The following is a 19,026-nucleotide window of genomic DNA, read 5'->3' as shown; positions in this document are numbered from 1 at the left end:
TAAAAACCAAAATAGAAATACGAAGAAATACAAAACCGGTATTCCAAACCAGACTTCAGGAATATTATAAATAGCTAAGATGGGATAATTCAAAAGAATTATACCCAAGAAAAAAACTATCCACAAATACTGATTTTTCAATCCCTCTTTCATCTTTTCTGACTTCTTTCAAACGGAATTTTAATTTACGTTATTTCAATTTTGAATAAAAGGAAACCCCAACATAGACTTGTTGGAGTTTCACTTTTTCTAGATTAATGATCATGTGCTTTTCCAGCACCTCTTGGAATTCGGATTTCCTGAATCATATCCTGAACATCCTGCGGTGGAGCAGGAGTTGCCTTGGATACTGTGTAACAAACGATAAAGTTGATTAGCATCCCGATAGAACCAATTCCTTCCGGAGAAATTCCAAAGAGCCAATTGTCTACATTATTCAGCTCAGGACTTATAAATTTGAAATAAGAAATGTATCCAATTGTAAAAATCAATCCTGAGAGCATTCCTGCAATTGAGCCTTCTTTGTTCATCCTTGTGGAGAAAATACCCATGATGATCACAGGGAAGAATGATGCTGCTGCCAAACCGAAGGCAAATGCCACAACTTCGGCTACAAATCCCGGAGGATTTACTCCAAAATATCCTGCCAAGACTACTGCACCTGCAGCTGAAATTCTTGCTATCAAAAGCTCTCTTTTCTCTGTCATATTCGGTTTAAAGGTCCTAAACAAATCCCGAGAAACGGAAGTGGAAATCACTAAAAGAAGCCCAGCAGCTGTAGAAAGTGCAGCAGCCATCCCTCCGGCAGCTACCAATCCAATTACCCAGTTTGGTAGGTTTGCGATTTCTGGACTCGCCAAAACCATGATATCTTTATCAATATTCAATTCATTTGTTTCTGAGTTAGCAGAATATTGAACAAAACCATCACTATTCTTGTCATCGACTGTGATCAAATTGGTTTTCTCCCAGTTTTCCACCCAAACAGGTAAATCATCCACTGGCTTATCGGCTACGGTTTCGATAGCATTATAAATCCCAAATACCGCGACAGCAGGAGCTGTAGTATATAAGATTGCTATGAAAACCAAGGCATATCCAGCAGAAAGCCTGGCATCTTTTACCCTTGGAACAGTGAAAAAACGAACAATCACATGAGGTAAACCTGCTGTACCTACCATTAGCGCCAAAGTGATTGCAAAAATATCAGCTATTCCCTTTCTTCCTGAAGTATATTCAGCGAAACCTAAGTCTCCCAATACTCCATCCAATTTATCTAATAAATAGCTCCCATCTGCAACTGTGCCACCCATACCTAACTGTGGAATTGGGTTTCCAGTCAATTGCATGGAGACAAAGATCGCAGGAACCATAAAGGCAAAAATCAATACGCAATATTGTGCCACTTGTGTATAAGTAATGCCTTTCATTCCACCTAAAACCGCATAAAAGAAGACAATACACATCCCTATAATTACACCAGTATTGATGTCAACTTCAAGGTATCGGGAAAATACAATCCCAACACCTCTCATCTGACCTGCCACGTAAGTAAATGAAATAAAGAGTGCACAAATCACAGCTACAACGCGAGCCTTATTAGAATAATACCGATCCCCAACAAAATCCGGAACTGTAAATTTCCCGAATTTCCTCAAGTAAGGAGCCAAAAGCAAGGCTAAAAGCACATAGCCACCTGTCCAACCCATCAGATAGACTGACCCATCATATCCCGAAAAAGCGATGATTCCAGCCATCGAAATAAATGAAGCTGCTGACATCCAGTCAGCGGCAGTTGCCATGCCATTGGCAAGTGGGGAAACTCCGCCGCCTGCGGTATAGAATTCTTTAGTAGATCCAGCTCTGGTGTAAATCGCAATGCCAATGTAGAGGGCAAATGATGCTCCTACAAGTATGTATGTCCAAGTTAAAATATCCATTTTTATGATTTCTTTTTGAGATTATTCTTCGTTTACATCAAATTCTTTATCAAGCTGATTCATGCGCACAACGTACACAAAAATCAAAATCACAAAAGAATAAATGGAGCCTTGCTGGGCAAACCAGAATCCCAATTTGAATCCACCCATTCTGATGGCATTCAGTTGCTCCACGAATAATATCCCGCATCCAAAGGACACAGCAAACCAGATGAACAGGAGAACTCCCAATATTTTGAGGTTCTTTTTCCAATAGGCTTCTTTACTAAATTTATTTTCTGACATGGTTATTGGGTTTTATAAGAATATTTGTGTTTGAAAGATAAATTCTGCAGCCGAGCCTGTTTTCCTGAAATTTTCGAAAATCGGCCGCTGACTGTATTGCAATGTGAGTTTTGCATGATGCGCATTGATGTAATAATTCATTCCCGCATCATATTGCCAAGTTCCATTTTGATAATAGTCAAAGTTTTTGTGTGTCAGAGCAGCAAAAGGTTGAAGTTTCCCTTTTTCTCCAAGCCATCTTTCAGGAAGTAATAATCCCGATTGCGTGTAGAAAATTTTTCCTGTTCCGATCATGGGCTGTGCATTTCCAGGTCCGTTTTGAGTAGATCCTGATCCAAAGCCTACATTCATTATTCCAACATTTCGAATATAATTGGGACCAAAATCATAATGATAATAAACTGCATAAGTGGTAAGCGCTGTGCCTGCGGCTTTATTGAGCGGTAAATCCAAAAAAGTATCAAAGCCTAATAAAGTAATGTCGTGGTTTTGAATAGTTCCTGTAGATGATTTTGAATTGGTCGCTTTCGGGTGATAGTACCAGCCTCCACCGATATTGAACACCCTTTTTGTGCCCAAATAAGACCCAACAAAATAGGGTAGTTTGTTATTTTCTTTATCGAGAAACTGATAAGCAATATAGCCTTGATTTGCCCAATTGTCATTGACTACATTTCCTGCGATGGGTCTTTTTGTCACATCATCATATCGGCCACCTGTTCCTACAGAAAAGGGCTTATTCAATGCCACTCTGTAATCCCATTTTCCGATTTGTCCTTTTGCATAAAAACCAAATTGTCTAGCAAACTGATCGGTCAATTCAATAAGCGGCCAATTAAAAATCGGAGCATCAATTGCCATAAAATTAAGTGTGCTGTGACTGGTCATTCTGGAAATTCCATTCCAATAATGTAAACCCATACCTGCGTAAAGTTCATCTGTAACTTTGAATTCTGTCCAAATATCATGGAAAAATAGCTGAGGCTTCTTTGCTGACATTCCAGACGCTGAACCTACACCCATCTCAGGATCGACTACAACAGGTAAGTTTCCTGGATTACCCATCGTTCCTCCACCAGGAACGCCTCCATTCGTAAAAGTCTGATTGTTGATCCCCCAATGTGAAAGAATTAAAAATCGTGGTGAAACTTCTGCATAAGCCAAAACTCTGGCTCTTCTAATTCCAATATCTGTTGAAGTGGTTTGAGGATTTCCTGCGACGTCTAATGTGCCAGGATTATTTTCCGTAACGCGAGCCCACATCTGATTCCAGACAAGGAATCTAATGTACTTGCGACCATCATCGCTCAACTTGAGCGTAAGAGGCTTATAAGTATGGTCAACAAAATCACCGGTTATGTTCACAGATTTTACTTTATAAGGTATTGAACCTTGTGCTTTGGTTTCGTTCGTGATCCATACCATGGCTAATATGCCAAAAAGCATAGTCCATTGGTTTTTCATGAATATAGGGTTTATTGTTCATTCACTTGTCAGCAACAAGTGAGGCTAAGTTGAAAAGTTAGTTTAGAAAAGAAAAAAAAACGAATAGCTATTTGGTAAGTAATTATAGAAATAAAAATATTATTTGGATCATCTGTTTTTAAACCGTTCCCATTTGATGATCATAAATTTATCTCCGAGCTCAGTAATTAACATCCCTGTATCTGTCAAATTCTCTTTGATTGCCATAAATTTCACTAATTCTGTATGATTCAGCACTCTGTAGGTTGGTCTGTAATCATTACTTTCAGGAGCTTTGATTCTGTATTGCTTGACCCAATTCATCACTGATACGTGGCTCACACCCAATATTCTTTCAATTTCCCGGTAAGAGATCCCTTCAATATAAAGCTGCAAAGCCTTAATGACATAGTATTTATCAATGGCCTTCCCTAGCTTATTAACCGTAAAATGATACCCGCACTTTTTGCACTTGAACCGCTGTCTTCCTCCTACAACGCCACTTTTGACAACTTTGACATGATCACATTTTGGACAGACTGGCTTTTCCATACAAGATATTGAATACTTGATATATTAATTTAGCGAAAGTATAATATATTAGCAATATATCAGATTTTGTTGTCAATCAAAAGCAAAAAACCAAATTATATATTGATATATCGAATAGATTCCATCTTTACTTTCTACGAAAGCAACTCAAACGAAATCGCTAAAGCGAAAGCGATAATGCTAATGATGACTTTGTTTAAATGAAACCTATGATCAGGACTACTTTCAAAGAAAATGGTGGTAGAAATATGTAAAAAGCCACCTGCAACCATTCCATAGAAGACATTTAGAGCACCTCTTCCTATAAATCCCTGATCGAATAGTACCGAACTCAACATCATCCCAAGTGGAGAAGCCAAAGCAAAAATTACCAGAAGGACAAATACCCAACGTTTTTTTAAAGCACTCATCAACACAGCTACGAGAGCGAAGGCTTCAGGTCCTTTATGAAGCATAATACCAAACAGGAGGTTATTACTACCATGATGATGATGATGTCCTTCATGTGCAGTATGATTATGAGCTACCAAAACCCCATCTTGAGAAAGTAGAGTTCCCTCCAAAAATGCATGCAAAAATAAACCTATCATCAAAGTCCAAACTCCTGATTCTATGCCATGATGATGTCCATGATGATGAATATGCCCATGTTCGACTCCAGAGGAGAACAACTCCAAAACCTGCTGTAATAAAAACCCTAAAAGTATATATAGCCCCATCTTGGTAGCGTCTTCTGATCCTACAAACAATTCTGGGAGTATATGGAGTACTGTAATAGCAAATAGATATGATCCGGCAAAAACCAAGATCAATTTGAAATAGCGCTCTTGCCAACTTGGAATAAAGTAAGCAAGACTACCAGCTATCAAAGCTGTAAAAAACAATAAAAGAAAATTTAAAAGCATGCTGAGTAAAGCTTAAAGACTTGGATATTAATTTTCAACAGTAAAAGACAAAAACGGCTTCAATCTTTCACTTGCATAGGACTTCAGACTTCCATTTTCACCACTATAAATCAGAAAAATCTCAAAGTCAGAATTTTTCTGTAATTCAATTGCCTTTTCTGTTCCCATCACCATCAATGACGTAGCTATTGCATCTGCTCTCATGCAATTCTCAGCAAGAACAGTTGCGCTTAACAAACCATGATTCACGGGTCTCCCGGTTTTCGGATCGATAGTATGGGAGATTTTCAATCCATCTACTTCATAGTAGTTTCTATAATTTCCTGAGGTTGCCATTCCTTGATTTTCTAGTGCAACAATGCTATAGAGTTCATTGGCACTTGCATCTTCTTCCGGTCTATTGATTCCAACTTTCCAGAGCTCCCCTTCTTCATTGACCCCTTTTGCAACGAGTTCACCTCCAATTTCTACCAGCATATTTTGAATGCCTTTCTCAGAAAGAAAAGTTGTTATCACATCCACTCCATACCCTTTGGCTATTGCCGAAAAATCGAGATTCACATCTTTCTTTAGTTTCCAGACTTTCTCTTCGTCAAACTGAATAGATGAATAATCCACCAACCTCAGCATTGCGTCTATATTCACACTATCTTTCAATTGAGGCCCACTTGGACCAAATCCCCAAAGATTCACAAGTGGTGCTACCGTTGGGTCGAATGCTCCTGATGTTTGTTCAAATACAGCTTTTCCTGTTTCCAATACTGGTAAAAAATAAGGTAATTCAAAAAATAAAGTATCTGCTCGATTAAATCTACTGATCTCTGAATTTGGAATATATGTAGAAAGGGATTCATTGAAAACGACCAAGATTGAATCTACTTCATTTTTAAAATCTCTTTCTTCTTGATCCAAATAGACAATCCTATAGGAAGTACCCATGGTATTTCCTGAAAAAGTCACTTTACCAGTAGAAACCTCAACGACTTGCTCAACAGGCTTTTGCTGATTTTGTCTATATAAATAAACAATCGCTACCAAAAGAAGGAGAATAATCGAATAAATTATATTCTTATTCGCATTGCTACGCATAACAGTTGATTTTTTTCGAAAGTTAAGGCTATTTTTTCAATTAATTGGTTGATTTTGATTCCTTATGCAATATTATTGCAAAGTGGGTTTGAAGGAATCATTTCTCTTTTTGCCTTGGCTGATTTTTCTATCTTTGTCTTATAGAATGAAATAACATGAGAGAGGATTATTTGAGTGGAGATAGTGAACACTTGAGTTCTACGGACAAAGAAATTGAAAAGGCGCTTCGCCCCTTGAGTTTCGATGACTTTACAGGACAATATAAGATAGTTGAGAATTTGAAGATCTTCGTTTTGGCAGCAAAAAGAAGACAAGAACCACTCGACCACGTGCTTCTCCATGGCCCTCCAGGACTTGGAAAGACTACTTTGAGTAATATCATTGCCAATGAACTGAATGCAGGGATCAAAATCACATCAGGACCAGTATTGGATAAGCCTTCTGATTTGGCAGGTTTGTTGACTAATTTAGAAGAAGGTGATGTACTTTTTATAGATGAGATACATAGGCTCAACCCCATTGTAGAAGAGTATCTCTATTCTGCCATGGAAGATTTTCGGATTGATATTATGCTTGATTCAGGTCCCAATGCAAGGTCTGTTCAGATTTCACTCAGCCCATTTACACTCATAGGGGCTACGACAAGATCAGGTTTATTGACGTCTCCTCTTCGCGCTCGCTTTGGAATCAACTCACGATTAGAATATTATGATGCAAAACTGCTCACCACGATTGTCATTCGGTCAGCAAGCATATTACAAACTCCAATAGATGAAGTTGCTGCATATGAAATTGCAAGAAGGAGCCGTGGAACACCAAGGATTGCAAATATGCTTCTTCGAAGGACTCGAGATTTTGCAGAAATCAAAGGTAATGGAACCATAACATTGGACATTGCTAAGTTTGCACTCAACGCATTAGATGTGGATGAAAATGGTTTGGACGAAATGGACAACAGAATATTGATGACAATTATCGAAAAATTCAAAGGAGGTCCTGTTGGATTGAGCACCATTGCTACAGCATGTGGGGAAGAAGCTGAAACCATTGAGGAAGTTTACGAGCCATTCTTGATACAAGAAGGCTATCTCAAGAGAACAGCTAGAGGAAGAATGGCTACAGAACTTGCCTACAAGCACCTCAAGGTCAAGCCAAATTTTGGAGGAGAGACAGGTAGCTTATTTTCATAAACCTTGTTTTAATTGATCAATTCAAAAGAAAAATATGCCCAAATGATTAAGACCCAGGCCAAAAACCTGGGCTTTGACTTTTGTGGAATCGCCAAGGCCGAATTTTTAGAAGATGAGGCGCCAAAGCTTGAAGCTTGGCTCAACCAAAACTATCATGGTCAGATGGCTTATCTAGCCAATCATTTTGATAAAAGACTAGACCCAACCAAACTCGTGGATGGAGCAAAAACAGTGGTCAGCCTTATTTACAATTACTTCCCCGAATCAACACTTCCTGAAAGCCCTTCAGATCTGAAAATTGCCAAATATGCTTATGGGAAAGATTATCACTTTGTCATCAAAGACAAATTGAACACCCTCCTTCAAAATCTACAAGAGGAAATTGGAGAGATTGGTGGTAGAGCCTTCGTAGATTCAGCTCCTGTGATGGAGCGACAATGGGCACAAAAAGCGGGGTTAGGTTGGACAGGAAAAAACAGTCTGCTATTGAATAAGAAAATGGGTAGTTTTTTCTTTTTGGCAGAGCTGATCATAGACCTTGAAGTAGCTCCTGACTTGCCAATGACAATCGACTACTGCGGTACCTGTACCAAGTGCGTTGATGCTTGTCCTACGGATGCCATTGTAGGATCAGGGGTAGTGGATGGATCTAGATGTATTTCTTACTTTACGATCGAACTCAAAGAACAAATTCCATATGAAGTGAAAGGAAAGTTTGAGAATTGGATTTTTGGATGTGACATCTGTCAGGATGTATGCCCTTGGAATAGGTTTTCAAAACCACATCAGGAGGCGGAATTTTTGCCACACCCAGATTTACAACAAATGAAAAGAAAAGACTGGGAAGAAATCACAGCTGAAACATTTAATCGAGTTTTTCAAAAATCAGCAGTAAAAAGAACAAAATTGGAAGGATTGATCAGAAATATAGATTTCGTCAAAAAATAACATTAAAAAAGGCTCCTTTCGAAGCCTTGAAATTTTAACCAGCAAGTTCGATAAAATATTTATTCAAAACGGGTTCATACAAACTTGAAAATGTCCTGTAGCACCAAGCCTTAAATTCATTTATCTCCGTTGGGAGTATCAAGTTAAGGCTTTTTCTCAGCTCCTTTTCAAAGAGCGCTTTATCAAAACTCACTTTTACTAAGACTGTCTTAACGTATTCAAGCATGGTTCAAAATATATTTAGTTAAACAGAAACAATTTTAATACATCATACGATACTACATATCGTTTGTTGCGTTTAAAATATAAAGTTAATTTGCGATCAGAATTGAATCAAACAACTATGAATAGAACGACTGCCACTTGGATTCTGGTATTTATTTTCTGCTTAATTTCCCCAATAATTATTGCACAAGAAGTGAATATTGAACTAGGGCCAGATGAAATCGCTCTCAATGAAACTTTCACTATTAAGGTAACAATTTCTAACGATAAGATAAAATCTTACGATCAATTTCCAGACATTCCTGGTTTCCAAAAACAAGGAATCTCACAATCTTCTTCAATGAATATTGTCAATGGACAAATGAGCAGCAGCAGCAGCATAATTCAGTACTATAAACCCAGTAGAAAAGGAGAGTATAGGTTGAATAATTTCAGCATCAAAATCAATGGAAATGATTTTTCTTCAAGTGGAAAGACAATTGCCGTAGTTGATGCCCGTGCTGCTCAGAGACAGACCAATGCTTTTGATCCTTTTGATGAAATGTTTGGCAATTCAAGAGAAGAGCCAGAATTTATAGAAATTGATGATGAAGCATTTTTTGCTACCTCTGTGGACAAGGGTGAGGTTTTCGTAGGAGAAGCTATTAATGTGAGTCTTGCATTTTATATGGCTGAATCAAATCAGGCACCATTTCAATTTTATGAGCCTGGAAGACAGCTTGATGGTATTCTTAAAAAACTCAAACCTAGCAATGCTTGGGAAGAAAATTTCAATATTACCAATATTCAGCCAGAACGTGTCAGCATCAATGGTAAAAACTGGGTGAAGTATAAAGTTTACGAAGCAACATTTTTCCCATTTTCAGAAGGAGAAATAACCATCCCACCCATCTCTTGGGAAATGATCAAATATAAGGTAGCAAAGAACCCTACATTTTTTGGTAACAATAGACTAGAGGACTACAAGACCTTCTATTCTGCTGCCAAATCCATCAAAGTCAAACCACTTCCTCCACACCCTTTAAGAAACGAGGTCAGTGTAGGTGTTTTTCAATTGAGGGAAAATATCAAAACACTCAATGCTGAGACTGGAGAGGGGATAACCTACAATTTTGGCATCAGTGGTGAAGGTAATATCAACTCTATTTCCAAACCAAAAACAAATCAAATCCAAAAATTAAATACCTATGACCCAAATGTAAGACAGCAAGTGAATCGAGGCATGGGAAAAGTGACAGGTATCAAAGAATTTAGCTACTATTTAACCGTAAATGAGCCAGGTAAAGTCAATCTGTCAGATCACTTTGAGTGGATTTATTTTAACCCTAATTTGGCTAAATATGATACGCTTCGTCCCCAGGCAATTTTAAGTATCACGGGAGAATCTAAGGTAAATCAAGCCATTTCCAACCAACGCTTAGGTGGAATTTATGATTTGATTGAAGTAGAGAACAATAAACTTTCAAACCAACGATATAAATACTATTTTTCGATCTTTATCAATCTATTGTTGGCAGTATCAGTAATACTAATTGCTGTCTTGATCATGAAAAAGAGATAATGGGTAATTCATTTGGGAAACTATTTAAAATAAGTACTTTCGGTGAGTCTCACGGAAAGGGCTTGGGTGTAATTATAGATGGCTGTCCGGCAGGATTGGAAATTGATGAAGCATTTATCAGGAATGAAATGCAACGCAGAAAACCGGGACAGTCAAAGATTACAACCCAAAGAAAGGAAGAAGACGAGTTTCAGATTCTATCTGGGGTATTTGAAGGAAAGAGCACCGGCACGCCCATTGGTATGGTTATCATGAATACTGACCAAAAAAGTAAAGATTATGGTCATATCGCAGATAAATACAGACCTTCACATGCTGACTTCACCTATCAAGAAAAATATGGAATTCGAGATTATAGAGGTGGCGGAAGGAGTAGTGCTAGGGAAACATCCGCTAGAGTAGCAGCTGGAGCTATAGCCAAAATGTTATTGAAGCATTTCGGAATCAGCATCCAAGCTTACGTCAGCCAAGTTGGTGATTTGAAACTCGATAAATCATATCAGGAACTGAATCTTGACCAAACTGAAGAAAATATTATCAGATGTCCTGATCCAGAGATGGCAGAAAAGATGATCGACTTCATCGATGATGTTCGAAAATCAAGAGATACAGTTGGTGGTATAGTTTCATGCGTCATCAAAGGTGTTCCTGCAGGGCTTGGAGAGCCTGTATTCGACAGGCTAAATGCAGAACTTGGAAAAGCGATGCTAAGTATCAATGCTGTAAAGGGCTTTGAATATGGAAGTGGATTTGAAGGAGTGAAAATGCGAGGTTCGGAACATAATGACGCGTTTTACACAGAAGGCGACAAAGTAAGAACACGTACCAATCACAGTGGCGGAATCCAAGGTGGAATCTCCAATGGAGAGGACATTTATTTCAATGTCGCCTTCAAACCTGTAGCTACCATCATGATTGATCAAGAATCAGTAAACGAAGCTGGTGATTCTGTGACTGTTTCCGGAAAGGGAAGACATGACCCATGCGTTGTACCAAGAGCAGTTCCAATTGTAGAAGCCATGGGAGCTTTGGTTTTGGCAGATTACCTCCTCATTAGCAGGGCAAATAAATTGTAATTAATTAACCCAAATACTATGTTCAAAAAAATACCATTACATACCCAGATCATCGCTGGATTGGTTTTAGGTCTAATTTTCGGTTTGGTGATTGTCCAATTCGGTATTTCTCCGGATTTCACGGTTGATTACATCAAGCCAATTGGGACGATTTTTATCAATGCTTTGAAAATGATTGCTGTCCCACTAGTTTTGGCATCACTGATTGTGGGTGTTTCTAATTTGGGTGATATTTCCAAACTGTCAAGAATTGGCGGTAAAACTATTTTTGCCTATTTGATCACTACAGTAATTGCCATTACTTTAGGTTTGCTTTTAGTTAATTTTTTCGAACCAGGAGAACAATTACCTCAAGAAACTAGAGATAAATTAATGACTCAATTTGATGCAGCTGCTGGCTCAAAAGCCAGTGATGCAGCCGCTATAAGAGACGCTGGACCATTACAACCCATTATTGATATCGTTCCAGAAAACCTAATTGCTGCTGCAGCGGATAATGGAAGTATGCTTCAGGTTGTTTTCTTTGCTATTATTGCGGGAATTGCTTTGCTACAAATACCAAAAGACAAAGCAAAAACATTCACAGATTTTTTTGATGCCTTAAATGATGTTATTATAAAGATTGTAGAATACATCATGATGATTGCACCATACGGTGTCTTTGCTTTAATGGCCTCCTTAATAGTAGATATTGCTGGAGAAAATCCAGAGTCTGCCGTTGAGTTGCTTTTAGCTCTTTTGAAATATACCCTTGTAGTGATGGGAGGATTATTTTTAATCATTGTGGGTGTTTATTCATTGATGCTTAAGGCATTTACTAAAATCCCTTTCAAAGACTTTATATTGGCGCTAAGACCTGCCATGCTGTTAGGATTTTCTACTTCATCAAGTTCCGCTACCCTTCCAGTAACCATGAAATTGGTAGAAGAAGAATTAGGTGTATCAGAAGAAGTCAGCAGTTTTGTCCTGCCTCTAGGTGCTACGATCAATATGAATGGTACAAGTTTGTATCAAGCAGTGGCGGCAGTTTTTATTGCACAGGCCCTGGGAATGGATCTTACCCTTTCACAGCAATTGACAATAGTCTTGACAGCAACTTTGGCTGCCATTGGATCTGCTGGAGTGCCTGGCGCTGGATTGATCATGCTAATAATCGTATTGGAAGCCATCGGTGTTCCAGGTGCAGGTGTCGCCTTAATTATTGCACCAGATAGAATTCTAGATATGTTCAGAACAGTAGTCAACATTACTGGGGATGCGGCTGTATGTGTGACGGTAGCTTCTACGGAAGGTGAGATGCCAGCAAGACTTATTAGAGATGCTAATCCATTCACTGCGAATGTTGAAGAAATGGAAGATAAATAACCCTATAATAACCAAACCGAAAAAGCTACCTCAGAATTGGGGTAGCTTTTTTATTGTTTGAAATTGATGAAATGAAATGTCTATAGCTGTGAAGTTTGTTTACAAAATTGCAGCTTGAACATGCATCCAGTCAAAATTTCTTTGCCTTCCCAAGCTTACCCAGCCTTCTTCTTCCCAAATTTTCCACCAAGCTTCATATTCAGGTTTAGCGAAGCTTGCTTTATCTCTTCCCCAGCGAAGCTGATTGTTTATTGGATCAAAGTCAATTGCGATAGCCCAACTATGCATACTTGGAAGTGTACCACCTCTGATAGCCCGATCATTGTAACAGCCTCCAAAATAATCCAAACGAAGCTCCTGAATACGCTCGAGGCCATAATGATTCAAAACCTTTTCAAAAATTCGCTCCACGCTATCTTTTACTTTTGCATGGCATGTAAATCGGTTGACTTGTTGATTGGGGTTCCAAGCAATTTTCAAGGGATATGGAGTATTTGCAAACACCAAACTGCTTCCTTTTGGGCCATAAAAATCCTTGAAAGCTGAGGAATATTGCTTTGGCCAAGGACTTGGTTTGGTTGAAATTTCTTCAGGACGCCAGATCTCAGGTTGATTTCCAGTTCTTGCTATCTGAAGGCTATTTTCATAGGCATACTGTGTATTTGGACCGAAAAAACCATCAAGCTTTCCCGGATTTTGTCCAAACTGTGTAGTCACATATTGCAGCATGCCCACCAGTTTTCTTCTTGCTGACCAATCTTTTGGAATTTGATCTGTCGCATCTATTGCTGCGAGGGTCTTTGGGCCACAATCACCATCAATTTTGCCATGATACAGTCCCTTTTCTTTGAGCCAAGACTGTACAAAAATGGTAATCTCTTTTGTGTTCATCTAATCATCGTTTAAGTTAAAAATCAATTCGAAAAAACTAAATCAAAATCTACGAAAATATAGAAAAAAAGTCAAGATAAAGTGCTGATAATCTATAATATAAACAAAAGTAAAAAAATAAAAGATAGTGATGATTTTAGTGTATTGATTTACAGAAGTTTTATTTAAAAACAGATACATCTAAAATTAAAGGGATTAAATCTTAAATTTATCGATGTCTTATTTAATATTATGAGTAATTATTTAAGTTAGCGCTTGTCTTAATTTAAGAAATATGTTTTTTTCTTAAATTAAGGCTTCCTAAGTATTTTAAGAAAAAATTAAAAAATATAGGTAATTACATGTAAAATAGATGGTTACAAATTTGATCTATTTATTTACAAGCAATTTTATTCACTCGGGTAGCATGTCTGCCACCTTCAAATTCGGTAGACAGAAAAACCTCCGCTAATTCTAAAGCCAAATCAAAGGATATAAATCTTGCTGGAAGTGCTAATACATTCGCATCATTATGCTGTCTTGATAAGGCTGCCAAGTCTTGATTCCAACATAAAGCTGCTCTGATTCCTTGGTGCTTGTTGGCCGTAATCGCTACTCCATTTCCACTCCCACAGATCAGGATTCCTTGTTCGAATTCTCCTTTTTCAATCGCGTCGGCCAATGGATGAACAAAGTCAGGATAGTCAGCAGAAGCATCTGAATAAGGACCAAAATCTTTGATTTCATATCCAGCAGCTTCAAGTTTGACAATCATTTCCTTTTTATAGGCAAAACCAGCGTGGTCTCCACCAATTGCAATTTTCTTTGACATGGTATTATTGTTCTTTTTCTTTGAGTTCTTCTAAAGCCCTTTTCTTTTCGAGCCTTTTGGCAATCATAATGCCTGTTTCATAAAGCACCATAATCGGCATAGCAATAATGATTTGACTGATTACGTCTGGAGGTGTGATGATCGCCGATACTATCAAAATGACTACAATTGAATGTCGCCTGTAAGATTTTAAAGTAGCAGCTGATACTAGTCCAGACATAGACAAGAAGTAAATCACCACTGGCAACTGAAACATCAATGCTGATGCTAATACAAGCATCACTATTGTAGTCACGTAGGAAGTAATATCAAATTCATTGAGGATACTAGGATCCAACTGGTAATTGGCAAGGAAATTTATCGATAGCGGCGATAGAATAAAGTATCCAAATCCTGCACCCATAAAGAAAAGTAAACTCACAAAGAATACCGCTCCACGAGCAGCATTTCTTTCTTTACTATATAATCCCGGACTGATAAATCTCCAAATTTCCCAAAACAAATAAGGAAAAGCCACTACTAAACCTACCACCAAACTTGAGGTGATGTGCATAGAAAACTGCCCCGTCATCTGCCTACTTTGAATAGTAAATGGGAGAGTATCTATACAAAGTGCTGGAATATTCAGGTATTCTGATATTCTACACAACACTTGATAGGTAATGAAGGTGATTTTTGATGGACCTAAAATTACTTTCCCGAATACAATGCTTTTGGCTAGGAATGCTGCAATTGTAAATATCAAAACTGCGGAAACAGATCGGAGCAAGTGCCAACGCAATTGCTCTAAATGATCCAAAAAGGACATCCCCTCCTCTTCCTCGTCTTCTTCTCTATACTGATCTAATGCCACCTGAAATTTGGGTAATTAATATAATGGAAACTGAACCATCCAATCGTTTACTTCTGATTTGATTTGTGCTAAGACAGATTCATCTTCATGATTGCTTAGCGCCTTGTCAATTAAAGTAACGATACGCTTCATGTCTGATTCATTCAATCCTCTTGTAGTGACAGCGGCGGTTCCAACACGCATACCAGAGGTCACAAATGGAGATCTCTTGTCGAAAGGAACCATATTTTTATTGATCGTGATGTCTACTTTTCCAAGGGTCTCTTCAGCGATTTTACCAGTCAAATCTTTATTGCCAAGGTCGATCAACATCAGATGATTGTCTGTTCCTCCTGAAATGATCTTGTATCCCAACTCAACAAATGCATCTGCCATTACACTTGCATTTTTCTTCACCTGAAGGATATACTCCATGTACTCGTCAGAAAGTGCTTCTTCGAAAGCAATCGCTTTAGCTGCAATAATATGCTCCAAGGGCCCACCCTGCGTACCTGGGAAAACACCCGAGTCTAGCAAAGCTGACATTTTTCTCAACTCGCCTTTTGGTGTTTTGATACCAAATGGATTGTCGAAATCTTCTCTCATCAAAATCAAACCACCTCTTGGACCTCTCAATGTCTTATGCGTAGTCGTAGTCACGATATGACAGAATTCCAAAGGATCACTCAACAAACCTCTTGCAATCAATCCCGATGGGTGTGAAATATCTGCCAAAAGAAGAGCCCCTACTTGGTCTGCAATATCTCTCAAACGCTCGTAATCCCAATCTCTGCTGTAGGCCGAAGCTCCGCAGATCAATAATTTTGGTTTTACCTCAAGCGCAGTAGCTTCTACTTTGTCATAATCAATCAAGCCAGTCTCTTCTTCTACTCCATAAAAATGCGGCTTGTATAATTTTCCTGAAAAATTAACCGGCGAACCATGTGTCAAGTGACCACCATGTGCCAAATCAAAACCTAAAATACTATCTCCTGCATTCAAAACTGCTAGGAAAACTGCAGCATTGGCTTGTGCACCGGAGTGTGGCTGAACATTCGCCCAAGTAGCTCCGAAAAGCTTTTTGGCACGGTCTATCGCTAATTGCTCGATCTGATCGACTACTTCACAGCCCCCATAATACCGCTTATTGGGTAAACCCTCCGCGTATTTGTTGGTCAACACACTTCCTGCCGCTTCCATCACCTGCTTACTGGTGAAGTTTTCAGATGCGATCAATTCAATACCAGTCTTCTGACGGTTTTCTTCTTTTGCAATTAGGTCAAAGATTGCCTGATCTCTTTTCATGAATATGATTTTTAATAGGTAGCCCAAAATTAGTTTTATTCGATGGATTATCCAATTGAAAGTAAAGCTAAAAGCCTAACTTAAATGAACTAGCTTATAAAACTTTGAGGGCGTATTTTGTTTGAAAAAACTAAATGTTGATCTTATTTGATGTATTTCTTCAAACCTGAAAAAATCCTATTCGCGATCCTTTCCATTCCTAAATCTCCTGGGTGTGTAGCAACGCCAACATTGTCAAATTTACCTATGGCCATGTTTTCTTGGTAATCTCCTAAATCTGAAAGTTCGACTAACTCCCAACTTTGCTCCGCTGCAAGCCTTCTCAATTGCTCGTTAGTAATGGCATTATTCCAAAAAGTGGTGGTTACGATTACTTTTGACGGTCTATCTTCAAACAAGTAATTCATAAAATTAAGTGATGCAATTTTGAGATTGTCGCTTTCTACCGTTGAAGCATCGACATTTTCTCCATATCTGATTACGATAATATCTGGCTTGAAGTCTAACAAAGAATCATAAGCCGCAAAATCGAAATTATCAAACCCTCGCTCAAATGGAAACACATTTACTCCTTTCAAAACAATTTCAGGGGATTCGACTTGCAATTTTGCTCTTAGCTGAGAAATAAAATCTTTACTTGGTTCCGATGCAGCCATTCCCCACGCATTATTCCAACCAACTTCCGGAGTAGGAGGACTCCAGGTAATACTATTTCCTAAAACAAGAATATTTTTAGGCTTTGATCCTACCTCTGTCACTTCCTGATCAGAACATCCCACTAGAATTAATGCTACAAAAATTAGATAATATTGTATATTTTTCATCTTTTTCATATAACTAAAAGCTAAACTAGCTTAAAAAGCCTGATTTTAAAAGATTTTTAAAGAGTAAAAGGAGAGATTTGTTGATAATTTGTCTTGTCTCCTCGTTAAAATTCCCTCTATTGGATGTTTGAAAAAATTCCGTGACAGAAATTCGAGGTACAAAAATGAAAAACAAACTAATTTCCCATCTATTTTTTGATCCTAACTATTTAGTAATTACTTTGAAGCTAAAAGAGACTTTATGAAAAATTACCTCTTACTCATCTTCTCTGTCCTCTTATTTTCTTGTGGAGGAAATGAAAAGCAAGCTGACTTCTCAAACCTAACTGTAAAAATTGATACTGTGATGGTGGATTCCAAAGGTGAGATTATTATGGGAGCTACCAACATGTTTCTGAGTGGGTTTTCAAATGATAATTCTAAAATATATCATTATGATGCTCAAAATGGGGAAATTGAAGTAATTGATCTTAACCTATTGACCTTAGAGAGAAAGATCAAAGTGGAAAAAGAAGGACCAGATGGAGTTGGTACTGTATGGTGGTTTGACTTTTGGAACGATAGCCTTTTTGTCTTTTACAACTTCACGAGAATTGAATTTTTAGACCAAAACCTGAAGAAGGTTTCATTTATTGACTTGCATAATTCTTATGTAGGGAAAACTGGCTTAGGGGATGGCTATATGTATAAGAATAATTTTACTGTTCTGGATAGTCCCAAAAGGCTACTCAGCCAAGTAACAACAAAAGATAGTAATTTTCTCCATTTTGCTTACTTAGACTTTGATAATGAAAAAGTAGAGATAATACAAAATACCGACCTAGAAAAAGTAAATGATTTTAATATTTCTCTCATACAAGGCAAGTCCAAAACATCAATCATTCAGCCAATTGGGCTACTTTCTTGGAACGATAAGACATACATTTTTAACCAAGCTAACAACCAAGTATTTGAATACTTAAATCAAGAAAATCTGCTTCAAGAAATTCCCATTCAACAGTTTAAAATACCTTCTCAAAAGAGCAAACCTTATCGATTGGAAACCGAATCACAAAAGGAGTTTAAAGAACAAGTACTCGCCTTAGATGAAGAAATCACTTATAATAAATTAGTTATTGATCCTGAATCTGGTGACTTTTATAGAATCGCATCATTAAAAACTCAGGCATCTTATGAAGGCAGCCCTAGCAAATGGGATATCTATCTAATCAAATATGATTCTGCGTTTAATCTTCTTGCAGAGATTAAATTTGTGGATAATAGCAAAATATTAGAGTTGATTTCCGAATATTTTGTTAAAGATGGTATGGTTTGGATTCGGGTTAATTTAAATGATGAAATGGGTTTTGTCCGTTTAAAAATTGGTTAAAAGATTTCTCTAAGAAGTGAATTGGTGCTAATAAATTTCTATTTTACCATGAAAATCGTAAGTCAAATTTGCGTTTTTCATGGTAATGGGACTTTGGGAGTTTATCCAAACTCTAAAACCAAATAACCCTCCAAATAATTAGTCTGGAGGGTTATTGGTTTTTTCATTTACTCTTTTGGACCAGTATTTTTTACATCCTTGAAATACTGGTTATTTTTTATTCAATACGAGCTAGGAACGAACATATAAAAAAAATTGCTGTAGGCTAATTTCTATATATTTCTCGCAGCATAGTTCACAATCTACTCCGATTAATCTTAAGGATTTTTTCTTGTATCTTGCTTCTTTTCTCTTATTTCTCCAATCTCATTCATTACAGCCGACAAGTCAACTT

The 19,026-nt window shown here is 37.7% G+C and carries 18 protein-coding genes; 6 read left to right on the top strand and 12 right to left on the bottom strand.

All coding sequences use genetic code 11. The features are described from left to right. Nucleotides 1-254: 254 nt before the first annotated feature. The 6 genes from BELBA_RS05940 to BELBA_RS05915 all read right to left on the bottom strand — a co-directional run bounded on the left by BELBA_RS05940 (nucleotide 255) and on the right by BELBA_RS05915 (nucleotide 6,235). Entirely contained in the window at nucleotides 255-1,940 is a 1,686-nt protein-coding gene (locus BELBA_RS05940) for a sodium:solute symporter family protein (protein ID WP_014771840.1), read from the bottom strand. Nucleotides 1,941-1,961: 21 nt separating this feature from the next. Continuing rightward, entirely contained in the window at nucleotides 1,962-2,225 is a 264-nt protein-coding gene (locus BELBA_RS05935) for a DUF4212 domain-containing protein (protein WP_014771839.1), read from the bottom strand. Between the two features lie 12 nt (nucleotides 2,226-2,237). Then, on the bottom strand, nucleotides 2,238-3,689 hold the full coding sequence (locus tag BELBA_RS05930) for a hypothetical protein (RefSeq protein WP_014771838.1): 1,452 nt from the start codon (nucleotides 3,687-3,689) through the stop codon (nucleotides 2,238-2,240). Nucleotides 3,690-3,818: 129 nt separating this feature from the next. Then, the gene (locus BELBA_RS05925) at nucleotides 3,819-4,241 is read right to left on the bottom strand and encodes an IS1/IS1595 family N-terminal zinc-binding domain-containing protein (protein WP_014771837.1); all 423 of its coding nucleotides are present in this window, start codon (nucleotides 4,239-4,241) and stop codon (nucleotides 3,819-3,821) included. Between the two features lie 134 nt (nucleotides 4,242-4,375). Next, nucleotides 4,376-5,146 carry a ZIP family metal transporter gene (locus BELBA_RS05920; protein ID WP_014771836.1) on the bottom strand — a complete coding sequence of 257 codons (771 nt, stop codon included), beginning with the start codon at nucleotides 5,144-5,146 and terminating at the stop codon, nucleotides 4,376-4,378. 27 nt (nucleotides 5,147-5,173) lie between these two features. Then, the gene (locus tag BELBA_RS05915; protein ID WP_014771835.1) at nucleotides 5,174-6,235 is read right to left on the bottom strand and encodes an FAD:protein FMN transferase; all 1,062 of its coding nucleotides are present in this window, start codon (nucleotides 6,233-6,235) and stop codon (nucleotides 5,174-5,176) included. A gap of 155 nt (nucleotides 6,236-6,390) precedes the next feature. Here BELBA_RS05915 and ruvB point away from each other — a divergent pair, with 155 nt between their 5' ends. Continuing rightward, on the top strand, nucleotides 6,391-7,425 hold the full coding sequence (gene ruvB / locus BELBA_RS05910; protein ID WP_014771834.1) for a Holliday junction branch migration DNA helicase RuvB: 1,035 nt from the start codon (nucleotides 6,391-6,393) through the stop codon (nucleotides 7,423-7,425). Between the two features lie 42 nt (nucleotides 7,426-7,467). Then, nucleotides 7,468-8,373 carry a tRNA epoxyqueuosine(34) reductase QueG gene (gene queG, locus BELBA_RS05905; RefSeq protein WP_052307659.1) on the top strand — a complete coding sequence of 302 codons (906 nt, stop codon included), beginning with the start codon at nucleotides 7,468-7,470 and terminating at the stop codon, nucleotides 8,371-8,373. A gap of 34 nt (nucleotides 8,374-8,407) precedes the next feature. On the opposite strand, the gene BELBA_RS05900 is transcribed toward queG, so the two are convergent. Next, nucleotides 8,408-8,599 (bottom strand): hypothetical protein, encoded by a 192-nt coding sequence (locus BELBA_RS05900; protein WP_014771832.1) that lies wholly within the window; start codon nucleotides 8,597-8,599, stop codon nucleotides 8,408-8,410. Nucleotides 8,600-8,716: 117 nt separating this feature from the next. Here BELBA_RS05900 and BELBA_RS05895 point away from each other — a divergent pair, with 117 nt between their 5' ends. From BELBA_RS05895 to BELBA_RS05885, 3 genes are read left to right on the top strand one after another with little or no spacing between them, the layout of a single operon-like run. Then, a complete protein-coding gene (locus BELBA_RS05895; RefSeq protein ID WP_014771831.1) occupies nucleotides 8,717-10,159 on the top strand; it encodes a BatD family protein in 1,443 nt (480 codons plus the stop codon). Next, nucleotides 10,159-11,235: a chorismate synthase gene (aroC, locus tag BELBA_RS05890; RefSeq protein WP_014771830.1), complete on the top strand. Its 1,077-nt coding sequence runs from the start codon at nucleotides 10,159-10,161 to the stop codon at nucleotides 11,233-11,235. Before BELBA_RS05895 ends, aroC begins: the two co-directional genes overlap by 1 nt. An 18-nt stretch (nucleotides 11,236-11,253) precedes the next feature. After that, the gene (locus BELBA_RS05885; protein ID WP_014771829.1) at nucleotides 11,254-12,600 is read left to right on the top strand and encodes a dicarboxylate/amino acid:cation symporter; all 1,347 of its coding nucleotides are present in this window, start codon (nucleotides 11,254-11,256) and stop codon (nucleotides 12,598-12,600) included. Between the two features lie 99 nt (nucleotides 12,601-12,699). Here BELBA_RS05885 and BELBA_RS05880 read toward each other — a convergent pair whose 3' ends face one another. From BELBA_RS05880 to BELBA_RS05860, 5 genes are all read right to left on the bottom strand, one after another. Further along, the gene (locus BELBA_RS05880) at nucleotides 12,700-13,491 is read right to left on the bottom strand and encodes a M15 family metallopeptidase (protein ID WP_014771828.1); all 792 of its coding nucleotides are present in this window, start codon (nucleotides 13,489-13,491) and stop codon (nucleotides 12,700-12,702) included. A 373-nt stretch (nucleotides 13,492-13,864) separates the two neighbouring features. Continuing rightward, a complete protein-coding gene (rpiB, locus tag BELBA_RS05875) occupies nucleotides 13,865-14,302 on the bottom strand; it encodes a ribose 5-phosphate isomerase B (RefSeq protein WP_014771827.1) in 438 nt (145 codons plus the stop codon). A gap of 4 nt (nucleotides 14,303-14,306) precedes the next feature. Next, the gene (gene tatC / locus BELBA_RS05870) at nucleotides 14,307-15,155 is read right to left on the bottom strand and encodes a twin-arginine translocase subunit TatC (RefSeq protein WP_014771826.1); all 849 of its coding nucleotides are present in this window, start codon (nucleotides 15,153-15,155) and stop codon (nucleotides 14,307-14,309) included. Between the two features lie 15 nt (nucleotides 15,156-15,170). Continuing rightward, entirely contained in the window at nucleotides 15,171-16,439 is a 1,269-nt protein-coding gene (locus tag BELBA_RS05865) for a serine hydroxymethyltransferase (RefSeq protein WP_014771825.1), read from the bottom strand. A gap of 143 nt (nucleotides 16,440-16,582) precedes the next feature. Continuing rightward, nucleotides 16,583-17,263 carry an SGNH/GDSL hydrolase family protein gene (locus tag BELBA_RS05860; protein WP_014771824.1) on the bottom strand — a complete coding sequence of 227 codons (681 nt, stop codon included), beginning with the start codon at nucleotides 17,261-17,263 and terminating at the stop codon, nucleotides 16,583-16,585. A gap of 241 nt (nucleotides 17,264-17,504) precedes the next feature. On the opposite strand from BELBA_RS05860, the gene BELBA_RS05855 reads away from it, so the two are divergent. Continuing rightward, nucleotides 17,505-18,632 (top strand): DUF4221 family protein, encoded by a 1,128-nt coding sequence (locus BELBA_RS05855; RefSeq protein WP_014771823.1) that lies wholly within the window; start codon nucleotides 17,505-17,507, stop codon nucleotides 18,630-18,632. Nucleotides 18,633-19,026 lie beyond the last annotated feature (394 nt).

The sequence above is a fragment of the Belliella baltica DSM 15883 genome, from assembly GCF_000265405.1.
Lineage (GTDB): Bacteria > Bacteroidota > Bacteroidia > Cytophagales > Cyclobacteriaceae > Belliella > Belliella baltica.
This window is presented reverse-complemented; position numbering and strand designations above follow the sequence as displayed.

Bases quoted from the DNA above. Each gene is read 5' to 3' on its own strand.
- ruvB (WP_014771834.1), top strand. From the start codon at position 6,391: ATGAGAGAGGATTATTTGAGTGGAGATAGTGAACACTTGAGTTCTACG.
- BELBA_RS05885 (WP_014771829.1), top strand. From the start codon at position 11,254: ATGTTCAAAAAAATACCATTACATACCCAGATCATCGCTGGATTGGTT.
- BELBA_RS05935 (WP_014771839.1), bottom strand. From the start codon at position 2,225: ATGTCAGAAAATAAATTTAGTAAAGAAGCCTATTGGAAAAAGAACCTC.
- BELBA_RS05865 (WP_014771825.1), bottom strand. From the start codon at position 16,439: ATGAAAAGAGATCAGGCAATCTTTGACCTAATTGCAAAAGAAGAAAAC.
- BELBA_RS05880 (WP_014771828.1), bottom strand. From the start codon at position 13,491: ATGAACACAAAAGAGATTACCATTTTTGTACAGTCTTGGCTCAAAGAA.
- BELBA_RS05930 (WP_014771838.1), bottom strand. From the start codon at position 3,689: ATGAAAAACCAATGGACTATGCTTTTTGGCATATTAGCCATGGTATGG.
- BELBA_RS05860 (WP_014771824.1), bottom strand. From the start codon at position 17,263: ATGAAAAATATACAATATTATCTAATTTTTGTAGCATTAATTCTAGTG.
- BELBA_RS05925 (WP_014771837.1), bottom strand. From the start codon at position 4,241: ATGGAAAAGCCAGTCTGTCCAAAATGTGATCATGTCAAAGTTGTCAAA.
- BELBA_RS05915 (WP_014771835.1), bottom strand. From the start codon at position 6,235: ATGCGTAGCAATGCGAATAAGAATATAATTTATTCGATTATTCTCCTT.
- BELBA_RS05895 (WP_014771831.1), top strand. From the start codon at position 8,717: ATGAATAGAACGACTGCCACTTGGATTCTGGTATTTATTTTCTGCTTA.
- BELBA_RS05855 (WP_014771823.1), top strand. From the start codon at position 17,505: ATGAAAAATTACCTCTTACTCATCTTCTCTGTCCTCTTATTTTCTTGT.
- BELBA_RS05920 (WP_014771836.1), bottom strand. From the start codon at position 5,146: ATGCTTTTAAATTTTCTTTTATTGTTTTTTACAGCTTTGATAGCTGGT.
- rpiB (WP_014771827.1), bottom strand. From the start codon at position 14,302: ATGTCAAAGAAAATTGCAATTGGTGGAGACCACGCTGGTTTTGCCTAT.
- queG (WP_052307659.1), top strand. From the start codon at position 7,468: ATGATTAAGACCCAGGCCAAAAACCTGGGCTTTGACTTTTGTGGAATC.
- aroC (WP_014771830.1), top strand. From the start codon at position 10,159: ATGGGTAATTCATTTGGGAAACTATTTAAAATAAGTACTTTCGGTGAG.
- BELBA_RS05900 (WP_014771832.1), bottom strand. From the start codon at position 8,599: ATGCTTGAATACGTTAAGACAGTCTTAGTAAAAGTGAGTTTTGATAAA.
- BELBA_RS05940 (WP_014771840.1), bottom strand. From the start codon at position 1,940: ATGGATATTTTAACTTGGACATACATACTTGTAGGAGCATCATTTGCC.